General features: G+C 60.0%; 9 protein-coding genes, 1 rRNA gene and 2 pseudogenes. 6 read left to right on the plus strand and 6 right to left on the minus strand.

Annotated features, from left to right (window positions below):
- Positions 1–151: 151 nt before the first annotated feature.
- Positions 152–1,039 (minus strand): 3-hydroxyisobutyrate dehydrogenase, encoded by an 888-nt coding sequence (mmsB, locus tag BLR16_RS27295; RefSeq protein ID WP_003371068.1) that lies wholly within the window; start codon positions 1,037–1,039, stop codon positions 152–154.
- A gap of 33 nt (positions 1,040–1,072) precedes the next feature.
- Positions 1,073–2,599 carry a CoA-acylating methylmalonate-semialdehyde dehydrogenase gene (locus BLR16_RS27300; protein WP_074809094.1) on the minus strand — a complete coding sequence of 509 codons (1,527 nt, stop codon included), beginning with the start codon at positions 2,597–2,599 and terminating at the stop codon, positions 1,073–1,075.
- A 158-nt stretch (positions 2,600–2,757) separates the two neighbouring features.
- Here BLR16_RS27300 and BLR16_RS27305 point away from each other — a divergent pair, with 158 nt between their 5' ends.
- The 6 genes and pseudogenes from BLR16_RS27305 (at position 2,758) to BLR16_RS27335 (ending at position 7,734) form a co-directional block, all read left to right on the plus strand.
- Positions 2,758–3,705, plus strand: coding sequence for a LysR family transcriptional regulator (locus tag BLR16_RS27305; RefSeq protein WP_003403558.1), 948 nt, complete (start codon positions 2,758–2,760; stop codon positions 3,703–3,705).
- A gap of 235 nt (positions 3,706–3,940) precedes the next feature.
- Entirely contained in the window at positions 3,941–5,101 is a 1,161-nt protein-coding gene (locus BLR16_RS27310) for a polymorphic toxin type 44 domain-containing protein (RefSeq protein WP_074809092.1), read from the plus strand.
- Between the two features lie 404 nt (positions 5,102–5,505).
- A pseudogene (locus BLR16_RS27320) lies at positions 5,506–6,258 on the plus strand (polymorphic toxin type 44 domain-containing protein); the annotation flags it as partial.
- On the plus strand, positions 6,233–6,661 hold the full coding sequence (locus BLR16_RS27325; protein WP_072367026.1) for a hypothetical protein: 429 nt from the start codon (positions 6,233–6,235) through the stop codon (positions 6,659–6,661). The pseudogene BLR16_RS27320 and the gene BLR16_RS27325, both read left to right, overlap by 26 nt.
- Before the next feature lie 220 nt (positions 6,662–6,881).
- Positions 6,882–7,315, plus strand: a pseudogene (locus BLR16_RS27330) (YeeE/YedE family protein).
- A 2-nt stretch (positions 7,316–7,317) separates the two neighbouring features.
- Complete coding sequence (locus tag BLR16_RS27335; protein WP_003371057.1) at positions 7,318–7,734, plus strand: DUF6691 family protein; 417 nt, start codon at positions 7,318–7,320, stop codon at positions 7,732–7,734.
- A gap of 107 nt (positions 7,735–7,841) precedes the next feature.
- Here BLR16_RS27335 and recD read toward each other — a convergent pair whose 3' ends face one another.
- From recD to rrf, 4 genes are all read right to left on the minus strand, one after another.
- Complete coding sequence (gene recD / locus BLR16_RS27340; RefSeq protein ID WP_074809090.1) at positions 7,842–9,935, minus strand: exodeoxyribonuclease V subunit alpha; 2,094 nt, start codon at positions 9,933–9,935, stop codon at positions 7,842–7,844.
- Complete coding sequence (recB, locus tag BLR16_RS27345; protein ID WP_074809088.1) at positions 9,932–13,624, minus strand: exodeoxyribonuclease V subunit beta; 3,693 nt, start codon at positions 13,622–13,624, stop codon at positions 9,932–9,934. The genes recD and recB overlap by 4 nt, the downstream gene beginning before the upstream one ends.
- Positions 13,621–17,094 (minus strand): exodeoxyribonuclease V subunit gamma, encoded by a 3,474-nt coding sequence (recC, locus tag BLR16_RS27350; protein ID WP_074809085.1) that lies wholly within the window; start codon positions 17,092–17,094, stop codon positions 13,621–13,623. The genes recB and recC overlap by 4 nt, the downstream gene beginning before the upstream one ends.
- Positions 17,095–17,288: 194 nt before the next feature.
- Positions 17,289–17,381, minus strand: a 5S ribosomal RNA gene (gene rrf, locus BLR16_RS27355); the annotation flags it as partial.

The following is a 17,381-nucleotide window of genomic DNA, read 5'->3' on the forward strand; positions in this document are numbered from 1 at the left end:
TCCAGGCGAGGATGCGGCACTTCTCATCGAAGCGTACCGAGCATCCCTGCGCTGATCTGACGGGGTCCAAAGTAGCCGGTTCTGCCACGTTTTCCTAATGTAAAAACCGGATGCACAGCAACGCCCCACTGATTCCCGACACGGGTGACGCCTAGGCTTTCGGGCGATACCCCTCAATGATCGCCGAGAAGTCCTTGCCGCCATCACCGCGCAGGCTCATGGCCTGGTACAGCTGTTGCGCCACTGCGCCGAGGATGACCGGTTGATGCGCAGCGCGCGCGGCCTCGGTTGCAAGGCCCAGGTCCTTGAGCATCAACTCGGCACCAAAGCCACCGCTGTAACCGCGCGACGCGGGAGCGGTTTCGACGATGCCGGGCCACGGGTTGTAGGCCTCCGAACTCCAGCAACGACCGGTCGAGGTATTGATGATGCCGGCCAGCACTTGGGTATCGATACCCAGTGCATTGCCCAGCGCCATAGACTCGGCCACGCCGATCATGGAAATCGCCAGCAGCATGTTGTTGCAGATCTTGGCAATCTGGCCGGTGCCCACGTCACCACAATGCACGATGTTGCGGCCCATCTGTTCCAGCACCGGTTTGAGCACGGCGAAATGCCCGGCAGAGCCTCCGACCATGAAGGTCAGGGTCCCGGCCTGCGCCCCACCGGTGCCGCCCGACACCGGCGCATCGCCCAACACCACGCCTTGCTGCGCAGCTACAGCGGCGATGTCGCGGATGGTCTGCGGGTCGATGGTGCTGCAATCAACCGCCGGGACGCCTCGTGCGATGCCTTTCAGCACGCCGTCGTCGCTCAGGTACACGCTGCGCACATGTGCCGCTGCGGGCAGCATGGTGATGACCAGCTCACTGCCCTGAGCCGCCTGTGCGGGTGAGTCACTGACCTGTGCGCCCAGCTCGGCGAACTCAGCCAGTACGCTCTTGTTGAGGTCGAACACCTGCAAGGCGTGACCGGCTCTGATCAGGTTGCGGGCCATGGGCGCGCCCATATTGCCCAGACCGATAAATGCGATGCTCATTATTGTTCTCCCGAGCGAATTGACCGCCAGCGCTCAGCGCAGATTGATCGTGGTGTTCACGCCATCGTTGACGCTGTCGTCATCGAACCAGCGACTGGTGACGGTCTTGGTCTGCGTGTAGAACTGCACCACCTGTTTGCCGTACGGGCCCAGATCGCCCAGTTTGGAACCCCGCGAGCCGGTAAAACTGAAAAACGGCACCGGCACGGGAATCGGAATATTGATCCCGACCTGCCCGACATCAATCTCGCTTTGAAACTTGCGTGCCGCCGCACCGCTCTGGGTGAACAGCCCGGTGCCGTTGCCGAACGGGTTGGCGTTGACCAGCGCGATAGCCTCATCGAGGGTATCGACTTCCAGCACCACCAGCACCGGCCCGAAAATTTCCTGGGTGTAGATCTGCATGTCGGTGGTGACGCCCGAGAACAAGGTCGGCCCCACGAAGTTGCCGCCCTCGTAACCCGGAACCGAAACCTCCCGACCATCCAGTTCCAGCGTCGCGCCTTCACGCACGCCGCTCTCGATCAGATCCAGAATGCGTTGTTTGGCCCTTCGTGAAATCACCGGCCCGATGTCAGTGCCCGGTTCCTTACCGGCATTGACCTTGAGAGTCTGCGCCCGTGCCTTGAGGTCGGGCAGCCACTGTCTAGACGCGCCGACCAGCACCACTACAGAGGTCGCCATGCACCGCTGACCCGCCGCACCGAAACCCGCGCCCACCAGCGCGTTCAGCGTTTGCTCACGGTTGGCATCGGGTAGCACCACGGCATGATTCTTCGCCCCCATCATTGCCTGCACCCGCTTGCCATGCCGACCGGCCAGATCGTAGACATGCGTGCCGACCGCCGTTGAACCGACGAAGGAAACAGCCTTGATGTCCTTGTGCGTGCAGATCGCGTCCACCACCTCCTTGCCACCATGCACCACGTTGAGCACACCGGGCGGCACCCCCGCCTCGATCGCCAGCTCGACCAGCAACAGGGTCGACAGCGGATCCTGCTCAGAAGGCTTGAGCACGAATGTATTGCCGCAGGCGATCGCCATCGGAAACATCCACAGCGGAATCATCGCCGGGAAGTTGAACGGCGTGATCCCGGCGCACACGCCGATCGGCTGGCGCAGGGTATAGGTGTCAACGCCACTGGCGACGTTCTCGGCAAACTCACCCATTTGCAGCGTGCCGATCGAACAGGCGTGCTCGACCACTTCCAGGCCCCGAAAAATATCGCCCTCGGCATCGGCCAGCGTCTTGCCCTGCTCGGCACTGAGTACCGCCGCGATACGCTTGGAGTGCTCGCGAATCAGCGCCTGCAGCTTGAGCATGATGCGCATACGCACACCAATGGGTGTTTCACGCCAGGTTCGATAGGCCGCGTGAGCAGCTGCGACAGCGGCGTCCACTTCACTGGCCGTGGCGAATGGCACCTGGGCGAGGACTTCCTGAGTGGCGGGATTGAAGATGTCTTGCCATTCGCTGCTTTGCGAGTCGGTCCATTCGCCGTTGATCAGCAGTTTCACGCGAGCAATCGAGGTCGTCGTGTGGTTCAGTGAGGCATTCATTTCAGCGATTCTCCCTTCAGCAAACCACGCATCCACAGCTTGTGCAGAAGGATGAGCGTGGCCTCCCGGCAGTCTTGTTTTTGAATTGGTCAGGGGGCGTGCTTTGGAGTATAGATGTGCAAACTTCTAACAAGAACGAAGATAAAAGCAGGGTCAACATGCAAAAAAACATCACCTCCCTGGGGCTGTTGAACTGGGATGACCTGAAGTTTTTCCTTGAGGTGGCACGCACCCGAAAAGTCAGCAGCGCGGCCCGGCGTCTGGGCGTTGACTACACCACCGTGTCGCGGCGCATCAACTCGCTGGAAACCTCACTGGGCACACTGCTCTTCGAGAAATCGCGCAACAACGGCTTCATCATGACCGCCGAAGGTCAGCGCCTGCTGGGTTATGCCGAGTCCATCGAAAGCACACTGCACATGGCTTGCGAACAGGTTTCCGGGTCCAGCGTCGCGCTATCAGGGCATGTGCGCATGGGCTGCACCGAAGGCTTCGGCAGCTTCTTCATCACCCCGCAACTGAGCCACTTTCTCGACAGCTACCCGAGCATTTCGCTGGACATCCTGCCGCTGCCGCACTTCATCAGCCTGTCGAAGCGCGAGGCGGATATCGTCATCGCCCTGGAGCGCCCCGAACACGGTCCTTACGTGTGTTGCAAACTCTGCGATTACAGCCTGGGTCTGTACGCCACCCAGGCCTACCTCGACAACCACTCGCCCATCGAACACAAAGCGGACCTGAGCGAGCACGTCTTCATCAGCTACGTCGACGACCTGGCGTTCAGCTCCGAGCTGCTGTACATGAGCAACCTGCTGCCCAACGCCCAGGCACAGCTGCGCAGCACCAGCGTCATCGCCCAATACACCGCCGCCCTTCAGGGCCGCGCACTGGCCATCCTGCCATGCTTCCTCGCCGCTCAAGACCCACGGCTGCTGCCGGTGCTGAGGGAGGAAGTGAACATTACTCGTCAATTCTGGATGTACTGCCGGGAGGACCTGCGCAAGTTGAAGCGGATCACGTTGCTGTGGGATTACATTCGGGAGGTGACGGAGTTGAATAAGGGGTTTCTGTTGGGGGAAAACCGCGCTATTCGCTTCCTTCAATGACAGATTTTCGAGGGATCAGGTGGCCTTATAGTAGCGGGGCAGACCGGAGTTGGCGGTTTGTCACACTGATGCTGGTTCGCAACCATTGAGGTCACCCCGACTCTTCGATCAGATTCTCAAGGTCCTTCGCAAAACTAAGATTTCCCCTACATACCGCTTTTTGCGCTTCCGGTAGCCTCCCACGCGTCAACTAAACGCTGGTTGTCTACGGATCAAAACGCAGGGAGGGGATGCAATGATTTCTTCAGCCCGATTGGGCGACAAGCACGCCTGCCCATTACCGGGGCACGGTACAACGCCTATCGCTTCTGCATCCGATGACGTCAACATCAACGGCATGGGCGCGGCACGTGTGGGGGATACCTGCGGGTGTGGCGCGGTCATCACTACAGGCTTTCCTTCCATTCTGGTGAATGGCCGTCCTATGGCCCACCTAGGAAGCCCCACCAGTCACGGCGGGACAATCATCACGGGCTCAGGCAATGTGGGTGGCGGCTTCGTCATGGGCGACGCTGGTGGCGCGCCCCTTATTAACTTCATGGTGCTGGGGGCCTTCCGGCCAGACGGTTCCGTGGACGACGAGAAGATGGCGACCTTGCTGGCTGACCCGAAGCTCACGGAGAAAGCCTTGGCGGCGAACGCTTTGGTAGGCCCTGAGGCCGCTGGTGAGAAGTCAGATGCGCAGCCTGAGTCAAAAGCGGAACCTGTTGTTTGCAAACACCCTGACAGGATGGAAGAGCTGGCGACATACATTGCGGACGAGATGAATCGCAATATTCATCACCCTTCTGTTTTGAAAATGAAAAAACTGCTCAGTTATGACGTTGCCGAAGAGACTCGCAAGCAAATGGACCTGCCTTGGTATGCTCAAGTTGGCGCGACGAGCCCCCAAACTATTGGCGCAGCAAATGGCGCTGCTGCGTTGGTGATTTGGACTGAGCGTGTAGGGCAGTATAGGGATTGGGACCACAAGCCGAAAATCCATAAGAAGTTCGGTGGGTATTACCACAAGCAAGGAGAGTACGAGTATTTTTATGATATTTGGTCTAACATCCACTACGGATATGTTGGCCGCGCAGGCGGTCTTTCAGAAAGCGTGCTTGCCGACGGTGCGGGGTTAGAGCAGATAGTCTCAGACTCTGTCGGGGCGATCAGTGACATAACAAAACCACAGGTAAGCAGAAAACACCGGGGGCCTCAACGTGCCGAGAACGTAGAGGGACTCCGCGCCTGGGACGACGATCCCGACCGAATATCTGTCGGGATCGGGATTAAACTCTTTAACCTGCACCCTCATGGTGGCATAACATCGAAAATGATAATGAAAGAGGTTCTTTCGGTTGCACCACAAGCATGGGGAGCAGGTGTCATTGATCATCAATGTGAGAAAACTTAAGTTGCGTCATGCAGTTTTGTTCGCGCTTATAGCTCTGCTAACGGCTTGGTATGCTGCTACCCCCAGCGTAGTTATTCATTACTCCAAAGAAGCTACGGATGAACTTCGTTTAGTATGGGATACGCAACACCAAATTCATAGAGAGAGGATGCTTCCGGGAGAAGCGTCATCTGATGTTGGTCATCTATTCCCCGATGAAGATTTTTTTATGGTTTTCTTTTGGGGCCCCATCAAGGGCCATATGAGATGTATCGACATAACGCCCAAGCGCTGGGCTACGTTAGATATATACCTAACGGAGTCGGGTAGAGTCGACATTAACAAAACATCTCCCGCCATTATTGAACGCTTGAAAAAATGTGAGGGCGAACCTGATCCTTTCCGGCACTAAGGTGCCCTTAGAACCTAAGGCTGCCGCTAGGGAGTCAGAGGCGAAGCCTTAGCCAAAAGCGGAACCTGTTGTTAGCAAACACCCTGACAGGATGGAAGAGCTGGCGACTTATATTGCTGGAGAGATGAACGCCAACATCAATAGTCCAGAAGTTCGTCAGATGAGAGACCTCAATAGCTTCGATGCGGCGGCAAAGATGAAGGAGTATGAGGCGCTTCCATTTTACCTGCGCCTTGGTCCCGGCCCGGATTTCTGCAGCATGGCGGCCGGTATGCAAGCAAAGGCTTTTGCTATCTGGGCAGAACGTGTTGGTCAGAATCGCCCGTGGGACCACAAACCGATACTCGCCGCGAAATACGATGGCGTCGTCTACCACAAACAGGGCGATTACGATTACTTCTATGACATCTGGTCGAACATTCACTATGGATACGTCGGGCGAGTTGGTGGGCTTTCCGAAAGCATCCTTTTGGATGGCGCAGGTGCTGAGCAGATCGTTTCAGACACACTCAGGAAAGCAGTCGAGGTCCTACAGAAACCGAAAGAGGAAAGAAAACTTTCGGGGCCTAATCGCTCGGCCGACATTGATGGACTCCGAGCATGGGACGACGCCCCAGACCGGATTTCGATTAGCATTGGGATCAAGCTGTTCAGCCAAAACCCCACAGGTGGAATTACGGCACAAATGGTAATGAAGGAAGTTCTTGCAGTAGCACCTGGAGCATGGGGAAAAGGCATCCGTGAACACAAATGCAAGCAAAACTAAAACCGGGTATGGCCGTTGGCTGCTTGTTGGCCTATTGGTCGGCCCTATCGCTTTTTGGTACTTAGCTTCTCCAGTCGTGGCAGTAAATTTTTCTCATGAAGGAAAGGAAGAGTACCGATACATCTGGAACACTCAGCATCAAATCTATAAGGGTGACATGCCCGCAGGTGGCGGCTCAGCGGTCGAGTGGGGCCAAATCTTCACTGATAAAGATTTCTTCATGAGGTTCGATTGGTGGACCGACAAGGGATTTCAGAGGTGTTTCTACGTAACACCGAAATGGGGGCGGATGATAGACATCTATCTTGATGATATCGGCAGGATCGACACGGCGAAAACGGCGCCTGAGGTCATTGCTCGTCTGAAACAGTGTCCTGGGCGAGCAGACCCCTTCCAGCCCTGAGGCGTGCTACCCGCGCCACGTCAAACTCGGCACAGCCAATGAGTAAACACAGAAGATACTCCCATGGCTGCCTTGGTAGGCCGAGCCGATAGCTGACTCCTCCATTAACTCTCGCACAGCAGCCGCGCAACCCACCCGGGCAGATGGTTATCATGCCGGTGATAGTGCTTTACCAGTCAACGCCCCCCCCACAGGCCCCCCTTTGTGCAGGAAATACGAAATGAGCATTGATTGGATCAACTTCACACCCTGGACGTCATTATGCGGAGGAGCCTTGATAGGGCTGGCCGTCAGCTTGTTCGTTCTCGCGAATGGTCGTATTGCCGGCATCAGCGGCGTGTTGGGGGCTTTTTGCAATTGGGCAGTGAAGGCTGGGGCGAGAAGGCGCTGTTCCTGCTTGGCCTGTTGATTTCGCCATTATTGTGGGCGGCGTTCACAGCGTTGCCGGAGATAGAGATTAATTCAGAATGGCCCGCTCTGGTCATCGCGGGCCTGCTCGTTGGCGTGGGTACCCGTTACGGTTCGGGCTGTACGAGTGGTCATGGTGTGTGCGGGATATCCCGCTTGTCTCCTCGCTCCATCGTGGCGACGCTATGCTTTATGGCTACCGGATTTGCGACGGTATACGTCAGTCGCCATGTACTGGGGGTCTGAAGATGCTCAAGGTGACCGCATTTTTTGCAGGCTTGATATTTGGCTTTGGTCTGCTTTTGGCTGGCATGGCAAACCCTGCCAAGGTATTGGCTTTTCTTGATGTAAGCGGAACGTGGGATCCATCGCTTGCTCTGGTAATGGCAGGTGCCATCTCGGTGGCGGTCGTCCCCCTGAACTGGGCGCGCAGGAACAGGCAATCCTTGCTGGGTGCCCGTATGCAGCTCCCGGTGAAAACCCAGCTGGACGCCCGCTTGATCGTTGGCAGCCTGGTGTTCGGGATTGGCTGGGGCATTGCGGGAATCTGCCCTGGGCCAGCGGTCGCCACTCTGCTTACAGGACACTGGAAAATCCTCATATTCCTATTAGCCTTACTGGCCGGTATGTACCTGTTTTCCGCTCTCGAGAAACGACGCACGTAACTCTCAGGTTGTTGCGGCCGGGGCTGCGCCCACAGGACTGACAGCCCTCGTAAAGCATCACCAACAGCATGCCAACGCGGAGCATCGGCACGAGAGTCGACTGCTGATCAAAGCCCCAACATCAGCCCACTCAGACGTTTGACCTTGCGGCGCAGGGATTCTTCGAAGATGCCCTGGCGCGGTTCGATCAGGCTGAACCAGTGCTTGGCGCGGGTGATGCCGGTGTAGATGAGCTCCTTGGTCAGTACCGGGTTGAGCGCTTCGGGCAGGATCAGGGCGGTGTGGGCGAATTCCGAGCCTTGGGATTTGTGTACGGTCATGGCGTACACGGTTTCGACCTCGTTGAGGCGGCTGGGCAGGACGAAGCGTACGCCTTCGCTGCCGTCGTTGCGGGGGAAGGCGACGCGCAATACCTGTTTGCCCTCGCCGTCGCGCTCGGGCAGGCGCAAGGTGATGCCGATGTCGCCGTTCATCAGGCCAAGGCCATAGTCGTTGTGGGTCATCAGCACCGGGCGACCTTCGTACCATTGCTGTTCGCTTTCGATCAGCTTCGCGTTGAACAGCGCGTGAGTGATGCGCTGGTTCAAACCCTCCACACCCCACGGGCCTTTGCGCACGGCACACAGCAGTTGAAAGGCGTCGAAGGCGCTGAGTACCGAGCGCGCCCAGCGGGTCCAGCACGCGTCGTCCAGTGCCGAATCGTCGGCGGGGCGCTCGGCGGCGAGTACGTTCAGGTAATGCCGGTAACCCTGCGGACCTTGCTCGCCCCTGCCAAGACCGTCGAGGACCAGGCGTTCGAACTTGAGGTCCTGTTCGCCCTTGAGGGCCAGGGCGAACAGGTCGTCATGACTGCCCGCCGCAAGCAGCGTGCGGGCCTGTTGGTCCTGTTGCTGGTTGACCAGCCGGGCCAACTGGCCGATGCCGCTGCCTTGGCCGAAGCGACGCGAGTGGCGCAGCATCACCACTTGCTGAGCCAACGGATGCTGCTGCGCATCGCCCTGGCGCAAACCGCCCTTGCCGAGGTCTTCGCCGCTGACGGCTTCCAGCCAGGCCTGGGTGTCGGGGCTGTAGAAACCTTCTTCGGCGTCGCGGCACAAATCCCCGAGTACCGCCCCCGCCTCAACGGAGGCCAGCTGGTCCTTGTCACCCAGCAGAACCATGCGTGCATGCGGCGGCAGTGCGTCGAGCAGATTGGCCATCATTTCCAGGTCGATCATGGAGGCTTCATCAACCACCAGCACATCCAGCGGCAGTAAATTGCCCGCATGGTGGCGGAAGTGCCGGGTACCGGGGCGACTGCCCAGCAAGCGGTGCACGGTGGTCACCTCGCTGGGGATTTTCTGTCGTACGTCGTCACTGACATCCAGGCTCTGCACCTGTTGACTGATGGACTCGGTCAGACGTGCCGCCGCCTTGCCGGTAGGTGCCGCGAGACGAATGCGCAGCGGTTGGCCATTCTGTACCGCCGGGGCCTGCAACAAGGCCAGCAGGCGCACCACCGTGGTGGTTTTGCCGGTGCCGGGGCCGCCGGTGATGATGCTGAAGCCCTTGCGGGTCGCCAGTGCGCAGGCAAGTTTCTGCCAGTCGATGACAGCTTGTGGCGAAGAATTGGCCGGGCCGAACAATGCGTCGAGCTGCTGCGGCAGATCCTCCGGCGGCGTTTCACGCTGTGCCAGGCGCTGACGCAAGGCTGCGGCGATACGCCGTTCGTAAGTCCAGTAGCGACGCAGGTACAGACGCCGCTCGGCCAGCACCAGTGGTTTTTGTCGCGCTTCGGCACTTGAATCGCCCACCTCGGCAACCAGCATGCTGCCGGCCAGCGCCTGGCACCAGGCGGCGCCATCCAGTGCTGCCAGCAGTTGTGAGGGCAGCAGCATCGGCGCGCTCTGCTGATCGCCTTCGGGTGGCAGTGACAGGGCGAAGTCCGGTTCTTTGAGGGTCTCGTACAGGTCAAGGCAAACGTGACCGTGGCCGAGCTGATGGCTGGTAAGCGCCGCAGCCACCAGCACCAACGGATCGGCGTGCGGATCGAGATCACTCAGGAACGCGACGAACGCCTTGTCCAGAGCACGCAACCAGCCGCGCTCGACCCAACGTTCGAGCAGGATCAGCAGATCGCTGACACGCGTCAGCGGGCTCAACTCCGCGAGGCTGATATCGTCCAGCGCGGTAGGCAACAGATCATCGAACGAGCGGCTCATGCCAATGCTCCCGGCAGGTCATGCGCTATCGGTTTGCCCTGAAACAGCAGGTCCAGACTCTCGATCAGCTCACGTGGCGGACGGGTGAAATACGCTCCCTGGGAGGCCGAGCGACTGCCGCGCAGAAACAGGTAAAGCGCGCCGCCCATGTGCTGGTCGTAATCGTAGTCGGCCATCCGCGCCTTGAGCTGACGGTGAAGGGCCAGCAGGTAGAGGACGTATTGCAGGTCATAGCGGTTGTCGAGAATGGCGGTTTCCATCGCCAGCTGGGTGTACGCACTGTCGTCACTGCCCAACCAGTTGGACTTGTAGTCCGCCACGTAATACCGGCCCTCATGTTCGAACGTCAGGTCGATAAAGCCCTTGAACATGCCGTTGAGCGAGACCGTCTCGGTCCCAGCACGCGGTGCGTTGTCGTGGGTGAAGCGGCGCACGAGGGCATCCATCTGCGCCACGTTGACGTTATTGCTGGCGAACCAGAATTCCATCTCCACACGGTACTGATTGGGCTGATCCAGTTCGCCCAGGGCCACCGGTGCGGCGTCCGGCGACAGGCGCAACGGCATGTTCAGCATGTGTTGCAGCCAATCGCTCAGGGTATTGATCCAGCCCGCCCAGCCGCGTCGGTTGCAGCGCCGGGCGACGGCGTCCTGCAATTTATCCGGCGCGTACGCGGTCATCGCAAAACCTTCGTTGCCAGCCCACTCGAGCAACCCGTGCAGAAAGGTGCCGGGATTGGGGCCACGCGGAAAACGATGGATATCGCCGCCGCTGGTCAGGATGTCGCGCGGGGCTTCGGGGTCCAGACGCTCGTCGTCGAACAGTTTCTGTGCCTGCGGGCTGTCAGGCGATTCATCGGCACCGGCCGTTACCGTGTCGCCGATACGCAGGGCACTGTAGGACGCGATCCACCAGTTCTCGGCAGCGCGGCGTTTGGGCACCAGCAGCTTGACCAGCGCCGCTTCGTTGCGCGGCGCACTGAAGCGCTCGTCGGTGAGCTCCGGCACAGGCTCCAAGGCAATCGCCTCACACCCCTGGGCCAGATCACGCAGCCAGACCTTCAACTCTGCAGACTCGGCCAGCGCTGCGCCACCGCCCAGCAGGTAACCCAGTGCGGAACGGTGCAGCATGGAGGTGTTGGCATTGCCACGCTTGAGGTCGGCGACGCCCAGCCAGCAGGCATGTTCCGATCGCGTGAGGGCGACGTAGAGCAGACGCAGGTCTTCGGCCAGACGTTCATCATCGGCTTGTTGAATCAGCGCCTCGGTAGGCTGCAGGCTGATCTGGGACTTGCCGTCGGCGTCGTGAAACTGAAGAGGCAAGCGACTGCCGTCCACCGGTTTCGAGGAGCAAATGAACGGCAGGAACACCAGCGGGTACTGCAAGCCCTTGGACTTGTGGATGGTGACCACCTTGACCAGTTGCTCATCGCTTTCCAGACGCAGGATCTGCTCTTCCCCGGCCTGGCCGGAGAGTGCCAGATGGTCGCCCAGATGACGGATCAGCGCCTGCTCGCCATCCAGTTCGGCGGCGGCCTGCTGCAGCAGTTCAGACAGGTGCAGCAGGTTGGTGAGTACTCGTTCGCCATCGGTGCGGGTCATCAAGGTCTGTGGCAGGGCAAAGTCGTGCAACAGACGGCGCAGCATCGGCAGCACGCCCTGGCTGCGCCATATGGCGCGATAGCCACGAAACTGCATGACGCGCCGCTCCCACGCCAGCTCGTCCTGATTCAGGCGCTCCAGTTCGGCCAGCGGCAGGTCCAGCGTGATACACGCCAGCGCGGCACGCAGTGTGCGTTCGGAGTCCGGCTCGGCGCAGGCCTTGAGCCAGGACAGCAGGTCGTGGGCTTCCTGAGCGGCGAACACCGAATCCTTGTCGGACAGGTACACGCTGCGCACACCACGCGCGGTCAGTTGCTGACGCACCGCCTGCGCTTCCTTGCCGTCGCGGACCAGAATCGCAATGTCGGCCGGACGCAGCCCGCGCAGAGTGTTGTCGGGCGTAACGAAACCGGCACGGCCCTGTTGACCGGCGTTGAGCAGACGCACGATCTCGCTCGCGCAACTGGCCGCCAACTGCTGACGATAAACCATGCCGGACACCGGCTGGTCGCTTGGCAAGTGCCAGACCGTCAGCGCCGTCAGGGGAGCGCCGTCGACATGCAGCGCCTCTTTGCGGCCTTGGGCCAGCGCATCGGAGAACGGCACCTGATTGCCGTGCTCATCACGAAACAGGAACGCACCGCGACCTTGCTCTCGTTGCTCTGCCCGCGTGAAGACGTGGTTGACCGACTCGACCATCGCATGACTGGAGCGGTAGTTGGTGTCCAGCGTATGCCAACGGCCATCGGTCGCCTGGCGGGCACGCAGGTAGGTGTAGATATCGGCGCCGCGAAACGCGTAGATCGCCTGTTTCGGGTCGCCAATCAGGAACAGCCCGGTCTGCTCATCGTTGGCCTCAAGACGATAGATGCTGTCGAAGATCCGGTACTGAACAGGGTCGGTGTCCTGGAATTCGTCGATCAACGCCACCGGAAATTGCTCGCGAATCAGGGTGGCCAGACGCTCGCCGCCCGCGCCATGCAGGGCCGCGTCGAGCCTGAGCAGCATGTCATCAAAGCCCATCTCGGCGCGGCGACGCTTCTCCTCTTCAAAGCGCGCGCTGACCCACTGCGCCGCATGCTGCAACACAGCAGCATCGGGTTTGGGCAAACCGTCGAGCGCCGCCTTCAACTGTGCCATGGCCTCGAAGGCCGGGTGCACAGGTGGCTCGCTCTTCCAGGCTTCGGCAATGCCGTCGGGGGTCAGACGAGTGAAACCGGTGCCCAGATCCAGCGCTTCCTGTGTGTCGTCAGCGGCCCAGGCAGCAAGTTTTTCAAACCAGGGTTTGAAGTAGCGTTCCTGCATCTTGCGGCCGTCGACTGCCTTGCGAGCGACCGCGTCCTGACAGAGCGCATACAACTCGTCGGCCCACACGGCCCACGGCGCCTTCAGCGCGGCAAGCGCTGCCCGGCGCTCTTGCAATGACGCCGCAATCAGTTCGGCCGGTTCCTGGGTGAGTGGACTGCGATCACGGCCGAACAGACCTCGCACACGCGGCAGCAACGCCGCCGGACCGCTGAGGTTTTCCCGCACCCAGAGCAATGCGTCGCCGCTCATGGGGTAACAGAAGCGGCGCCAGTAATCGCGCAGGACTTCGCCGAGCAAATCGCTGTGGTCGGTTTCCAGCGTCTGGGTGAACAGACTGCCGCTGTCGAATGCGTGTTCGCGCAACATGCGCTGGCACCAACTGTGGATGGTCGAGACCGCGGCCTCGTCCATCCACTGTGCGGCAATGTCCAGACGGCTGGCGCAGGCTGGCCATAGCGACGCTTCGAACTGTTCACGCAGATCGGCAATCAGGCCATCGGGGGCGGCGATCTCGTCACGGAAGAAGCGAGCGGCCTCCGCCAGCCGGGTACGGATTCTGTCACGCAATTCTTTGGTTGCGGCATCGGTAAAGGTCACCACAAGAATCTGCGGCGGCAGCAGTTCGCGACCAAAGCCGGACTGCTCGGTGCCGTGGCCGAGCACCAGACGCAAGTACAGAGCGGAGATGGTGAAGGTCTTGCCGGTGCCAGCGCTGGCCTCGATCAACTGGCTGCCGCGCAGTGGAAAGCGCAGCGCGAGAGGAAGGGATTGCTCGCTCATGCGCCACCCTCCCCGCCGGACAACGACTGCCACGGCGCATCGTAAATCGGTTTGTAAAGCGTCTCGCACCAGCCTGCGAATTCTTCACTGCCCATCAGTGCGTCAAAGTCCGGAAACTGCCGAGCCAATGCCGTGCTTTCTCGGCGCTCGCCGTCGGTGGTCTGTCCGTCACCTTCGTAGGCTTTGCGAGCAGCCGCTTCGGCTTTGTCGGCAGGCTGGCCCAACCAGGCGAAGGCGGTTTTGACCGCGACAGGCAGAGGTTCCTGCATGCCGTGCAGCCAGGCCGTCAGCAAGTGGTTGAGCGTGGTGACGGCACTCGCCCTGTCCAGCGGCTCCAGCATCAGGGTTTCATCACTGGCGACCAGTGCCGTGCTCAACGGCAGGTCGCAAGCGCACGCCACCAGATGGTTGACCCACGGCCGAATCAACCGGTGCCACTTGCGGGTCTTTTTCGAGCCGATGCTGTTGGGAATGGCGGTAACCAGCAACAGCTCGGCACGGGCGTTACGGTGCAACCCGCCCAGCCAGCCGTCGATGCTGACACCCGCATGGCTGAAGCTGATCGGTAAAGCGCTGCTCAGGGTCTCGGGCCAGAGGGTCAGCAGATCGTGGTAGCGCCTGAGTACGTCAGGCAGCGGTTCGATCAGCTCGCTCTGCATCAAGGTGCCGAAACCTGCGAGCGGTAGCAGGCCACTGGCTTGCAGTTTCAGCGCCTGAGTCTGTAGAGCAGCATCCATATTGTCCGGCGAGGACATACCTGCGCCAAGCAGGCTTTCACTCAGGCCATAGCGCTCAAGGGCATCGAGCACGAACGGCTCTTCATCGGCGAGCGGCGCTTCAGCAACTTCGAAATAGATCTTCAGGCGCTGGCTGAAAAAGTGTTTTACCGGGTTTCTCAGGAAATCCTGTAGCTGCGCAATGGACAGCGGTTCTTCCTGTTCGTGAGGCGGCAGCGCTTGAGGCACGGGCACCTGAAGGTCGGTTTCATGCAGCAGACGCCACTCGCGGGCGAAGCTGAAGTACCCCGTTCCGGCGTGGAAGTAATTGGCGCTGAAGGGTTGCAAGGGGTGATTCACAGTCAGGGCCTTCAGCAAGCGCTCATCGTCCTCTTTAACGTCCGGGTCGGTCTCGCCGGCCAGCTTCCAGCCGCTGGCGAGATGATCGCGAAGCTGACCGATGAGCACCGAAGCTGGACGCTCACTGTTGTCACGAATGCTGTGGCCAACCCAACTGACATACAACTGGTCCCTGGCCGAGAGCAAGGCTTCCAGCAACAGGTAACGATCGTCTTCACGCCGGGAACGGTCGCCGGGGCGGTAATCGCTGCCCATCAAATCGAAATCCAGAGGCGGTTGCGCGCGCGGATAATCGCCGTCGTTCATGCCCAACAGGCAAACCACTTTGAACGGGATGGCGCGCATGGGCATCAGCGTGCAGAAGTTGACCGAGCCCGCCAGAAAACGCTGGGACAGCCGCCCTTGATCGAGCCCGCCCAGCCAGGCCTCACGCACCACGGTCAGCGGCAGCTCTTCAGTCAGCCTTACCGTTGCACAGGTTTCCAGCCAGTTCTCGCGCAGTGTTTCCAGTTGGGCAAGCAAGTAGTCGTCATGCTCGCTGTCGGCGAGGAAGAACAACTGCAGCAGCGATTGCAGGCGGGCACCCCATGCCTCCGGAGTGGTGGGTGTCGACAACTCTGTGTGGGCGACCTGAAGAGCGTCAATCAACGCGACCAGCGGACCGATCAACGCCGCATCAAGCCCGCCGATCTCATCGTAAGGTTCGATGCCGTCGTAAGCCGCACCGGCACCCACGGCGTACCCCAGCAACATGCGACGCAGGCCGAAATGCCAGCTGTTCTGCTCAAGGGCATCCGGCAGCCCGAGGCCGGCCCGCTGCTGAGCATTAAGCCCCCAACGAATGCCTGCGCCTTCTATCCAGCGATGCAGTGTTGGCAGGTCGCGCTCTTGAATCCTGAAGCGTGCTCGCAAGGCTGGAACGTCCAGCAGGTCAAGAATCTCACTGACCGGGAAACGGCTGTCCGGGAGTTTGAGCAAGTGCTCGACGGCAATCAGCAACGGCTCGCGGCCGCGCTGGCCCTGATCAGCCAGCGTAAAGGGGATGAAGCGACGGTCTTCGCGTTCGATCTGCCCGAATACCGCGCGTATGTGTGGGGCATAGCTGTCGATATCCGGGACCATGACAATCACGTCACGCGGACGCAGGCCAGGGTCTTTGCTGAATCTCGCCAGTAGCTGGTCATGCAGCACTTCCACTTCACGCTGCGCACTGTGAGCCACATGGAAGCGGATCGAGCGATCCTCGAGAGGATCGACTGCCGGCCAGAGCTCACGGGTTTCATCCAGCGGACGCAGCTCGAGAATATCGTCCTGCAACTGGTTCAGCAGTGTGGTGGGCTCCGCTTCACTGAACAGATCAATGCGCTCGTCCTTGAACGAGGAGCGGTAGCTGCGTGGGTCGTCATGGCTGTCCAGCAGGTTGATATAATCACGTCCCTGCTTGCCCCAGGCCGCGAGCAACGGGTGAGCATGCTGATGCAGCGCCTGCGGGTCGAGGACCATCGGCATTCCGCTCTTGCGCGCCTGACGTTTGTACTGGTGACGCAGCAGGTCCTTGTCGGCGACGATATCGGTCCAGTGGTGGCGACACGGGTTGTGGACACAGAGCAGAACTTGACTGAATCTGGCCAGCCCTGCCAACGCCTCGAGCGCTTGTGCAGGCAGTGACGAAATGCCGAAAACGATGACCCGTGCCGGCAAGCCCGGCGGCGCTTCGGTCATGTTGCCAATGCACTCGATGAAACGCTGATGCACGCCCGCGCGGCTCTGCGACATCCCTTCAGCCCCGACGTCGTCCAGCAACGCACGCCACAGTTCGGCCTGCCAGCAATTGGCAGCTGACAATGGTCTGGACTGACCTCGTACGTCGCGCAATTGATGACGGCCAGCGGCCCAGTCTTCCAGCCAGTCCGCACGGTAAACCTGGTATTGGTCGAACAGATCGGACAGGCGCTCGGACAGTTGATAACGCTTGCGCAGATCAGTGTCGTCGGTCAGGAAGCGCTGCAGGGGTTCGAAGTGCGGCTGATGGATCAGCGACGGCAGCAAGCGCATCAAGCGCCAGGTCAAAGGGGTCTTGTCGAGCAAGGACGTCTGGGGGATCTCATCTGCACCCAGCACCATGCGATACAGCGTCCACATGAAACTGCCGGGCAACTGGACGTCTATGGCGGCGGCGATACCACAGCCACCGTTATCTTCATCCTGGGCATCTTCGGCCAAGGCCAGCTTCAGCCATTGTGCAATGCCGTTGCTCTGCACCAGAGCAATCTCGTTTTCCAGGGGCGCCAATGGATATCGCCGCATCCAGGACACAACCAGACTGCGCAGTTCATCCGGGCGGTTGCCTTGAACCACCATGAAGCCTGCACTCAGAGAGGTTGTAACGGACATGCTTGCTTCCTTGACGGGTGCGTGGAACCTGATGCCGAACCATAAGGGCAAGCGAGCCGGATTGCCATAAGCACGTGGGTCTGGATGACTGCCGGAGAGGTAGAGTTATGAGCTCAGGAGGATGCAGAGGTTTCTGCAACCCCAGACAAACAAAAACCCTCAACGCGTAAGCGAAGAGGGTTTTTGGAATTTAATCTTGACGATGACCTACTCTCACATGGGGAAACCCCACACTACCATCGGCGATACATCGTTTCACTACTGAGTTCGGGATGGGATCAGGTGGT

It is taken from the genome of Pseudomonas sp. BS3767, assembly GCF_900099665.1.
Classification (GTDB): domain Bacteria; phylum Pseudomonadota; class Gammaproteobacteria; order Pseudomonadales; family Pseudomonadaceae; genus Aquipseudomonas; species Aquipseudomonas cerasi.

What these genes read in the sequence shown, in the direction of transcription:
- BLR16_RS27335 (WP_003371057.1), top strand. Translation starts at nt 7,318, where the DNA reads ATGCTCAAGGTGACCGCATTTTTTGCAGGCTTGATATTTGGCTTTGGT.
- recD (WP_074809090.1), bottom strand. Translation starts at nt 9,935, where the DNA reads ATGAGCCGCTCGTTCGATGATCTGTTGCCTACCGCGCTGGACGATATC.
- BLR16_RS27300 (WP_074809094.1), bottom strand. Translation starts at nt 2,599, where the DNA reads ATGAATGCCTCACTGAACCACACGACGACCTCGATTGCTCGCGTGAAA.
- BLR16_RS27305 (WP_003403558.1), top strand. Translation starts at nt 2,758, where the DNA reads ATGCAAAAAAACATCACCTCCCTGGGGCTGTTGAACTGGGATGACCTG.
- BLR16_RS27310 (WP_074809092.1), top strand. Translation starts at nt 3,941, where the DNA reads ATGATTTCTTCAGCCCGATTGGGCGACAAGCACGCCTGCCCATTACCG.
- recC (WP_074809085.1), bottom strand. Translation starts at nt 17,094, where the DNA reads ATGTCCGTTACAACCTCTCTGAGTGCAGGCTTCATGGTGGTTCAAGGC.
- mmsB (WP_003371068.1), bottom strand. Translation starts at nt 1,039, where the DNA reads ATGAGCATCGCATTTATCGGTCTGGGCAATATGGGCGCGCCCATGGCC.
- recB (WP_074809088.1), bottom strand. Translation starts at nt 13,624, where the DNA reads ATGAGCGAGCAATCCCTTCCTCTCGCGCTGCGCTTTCCACTGCGCGGC.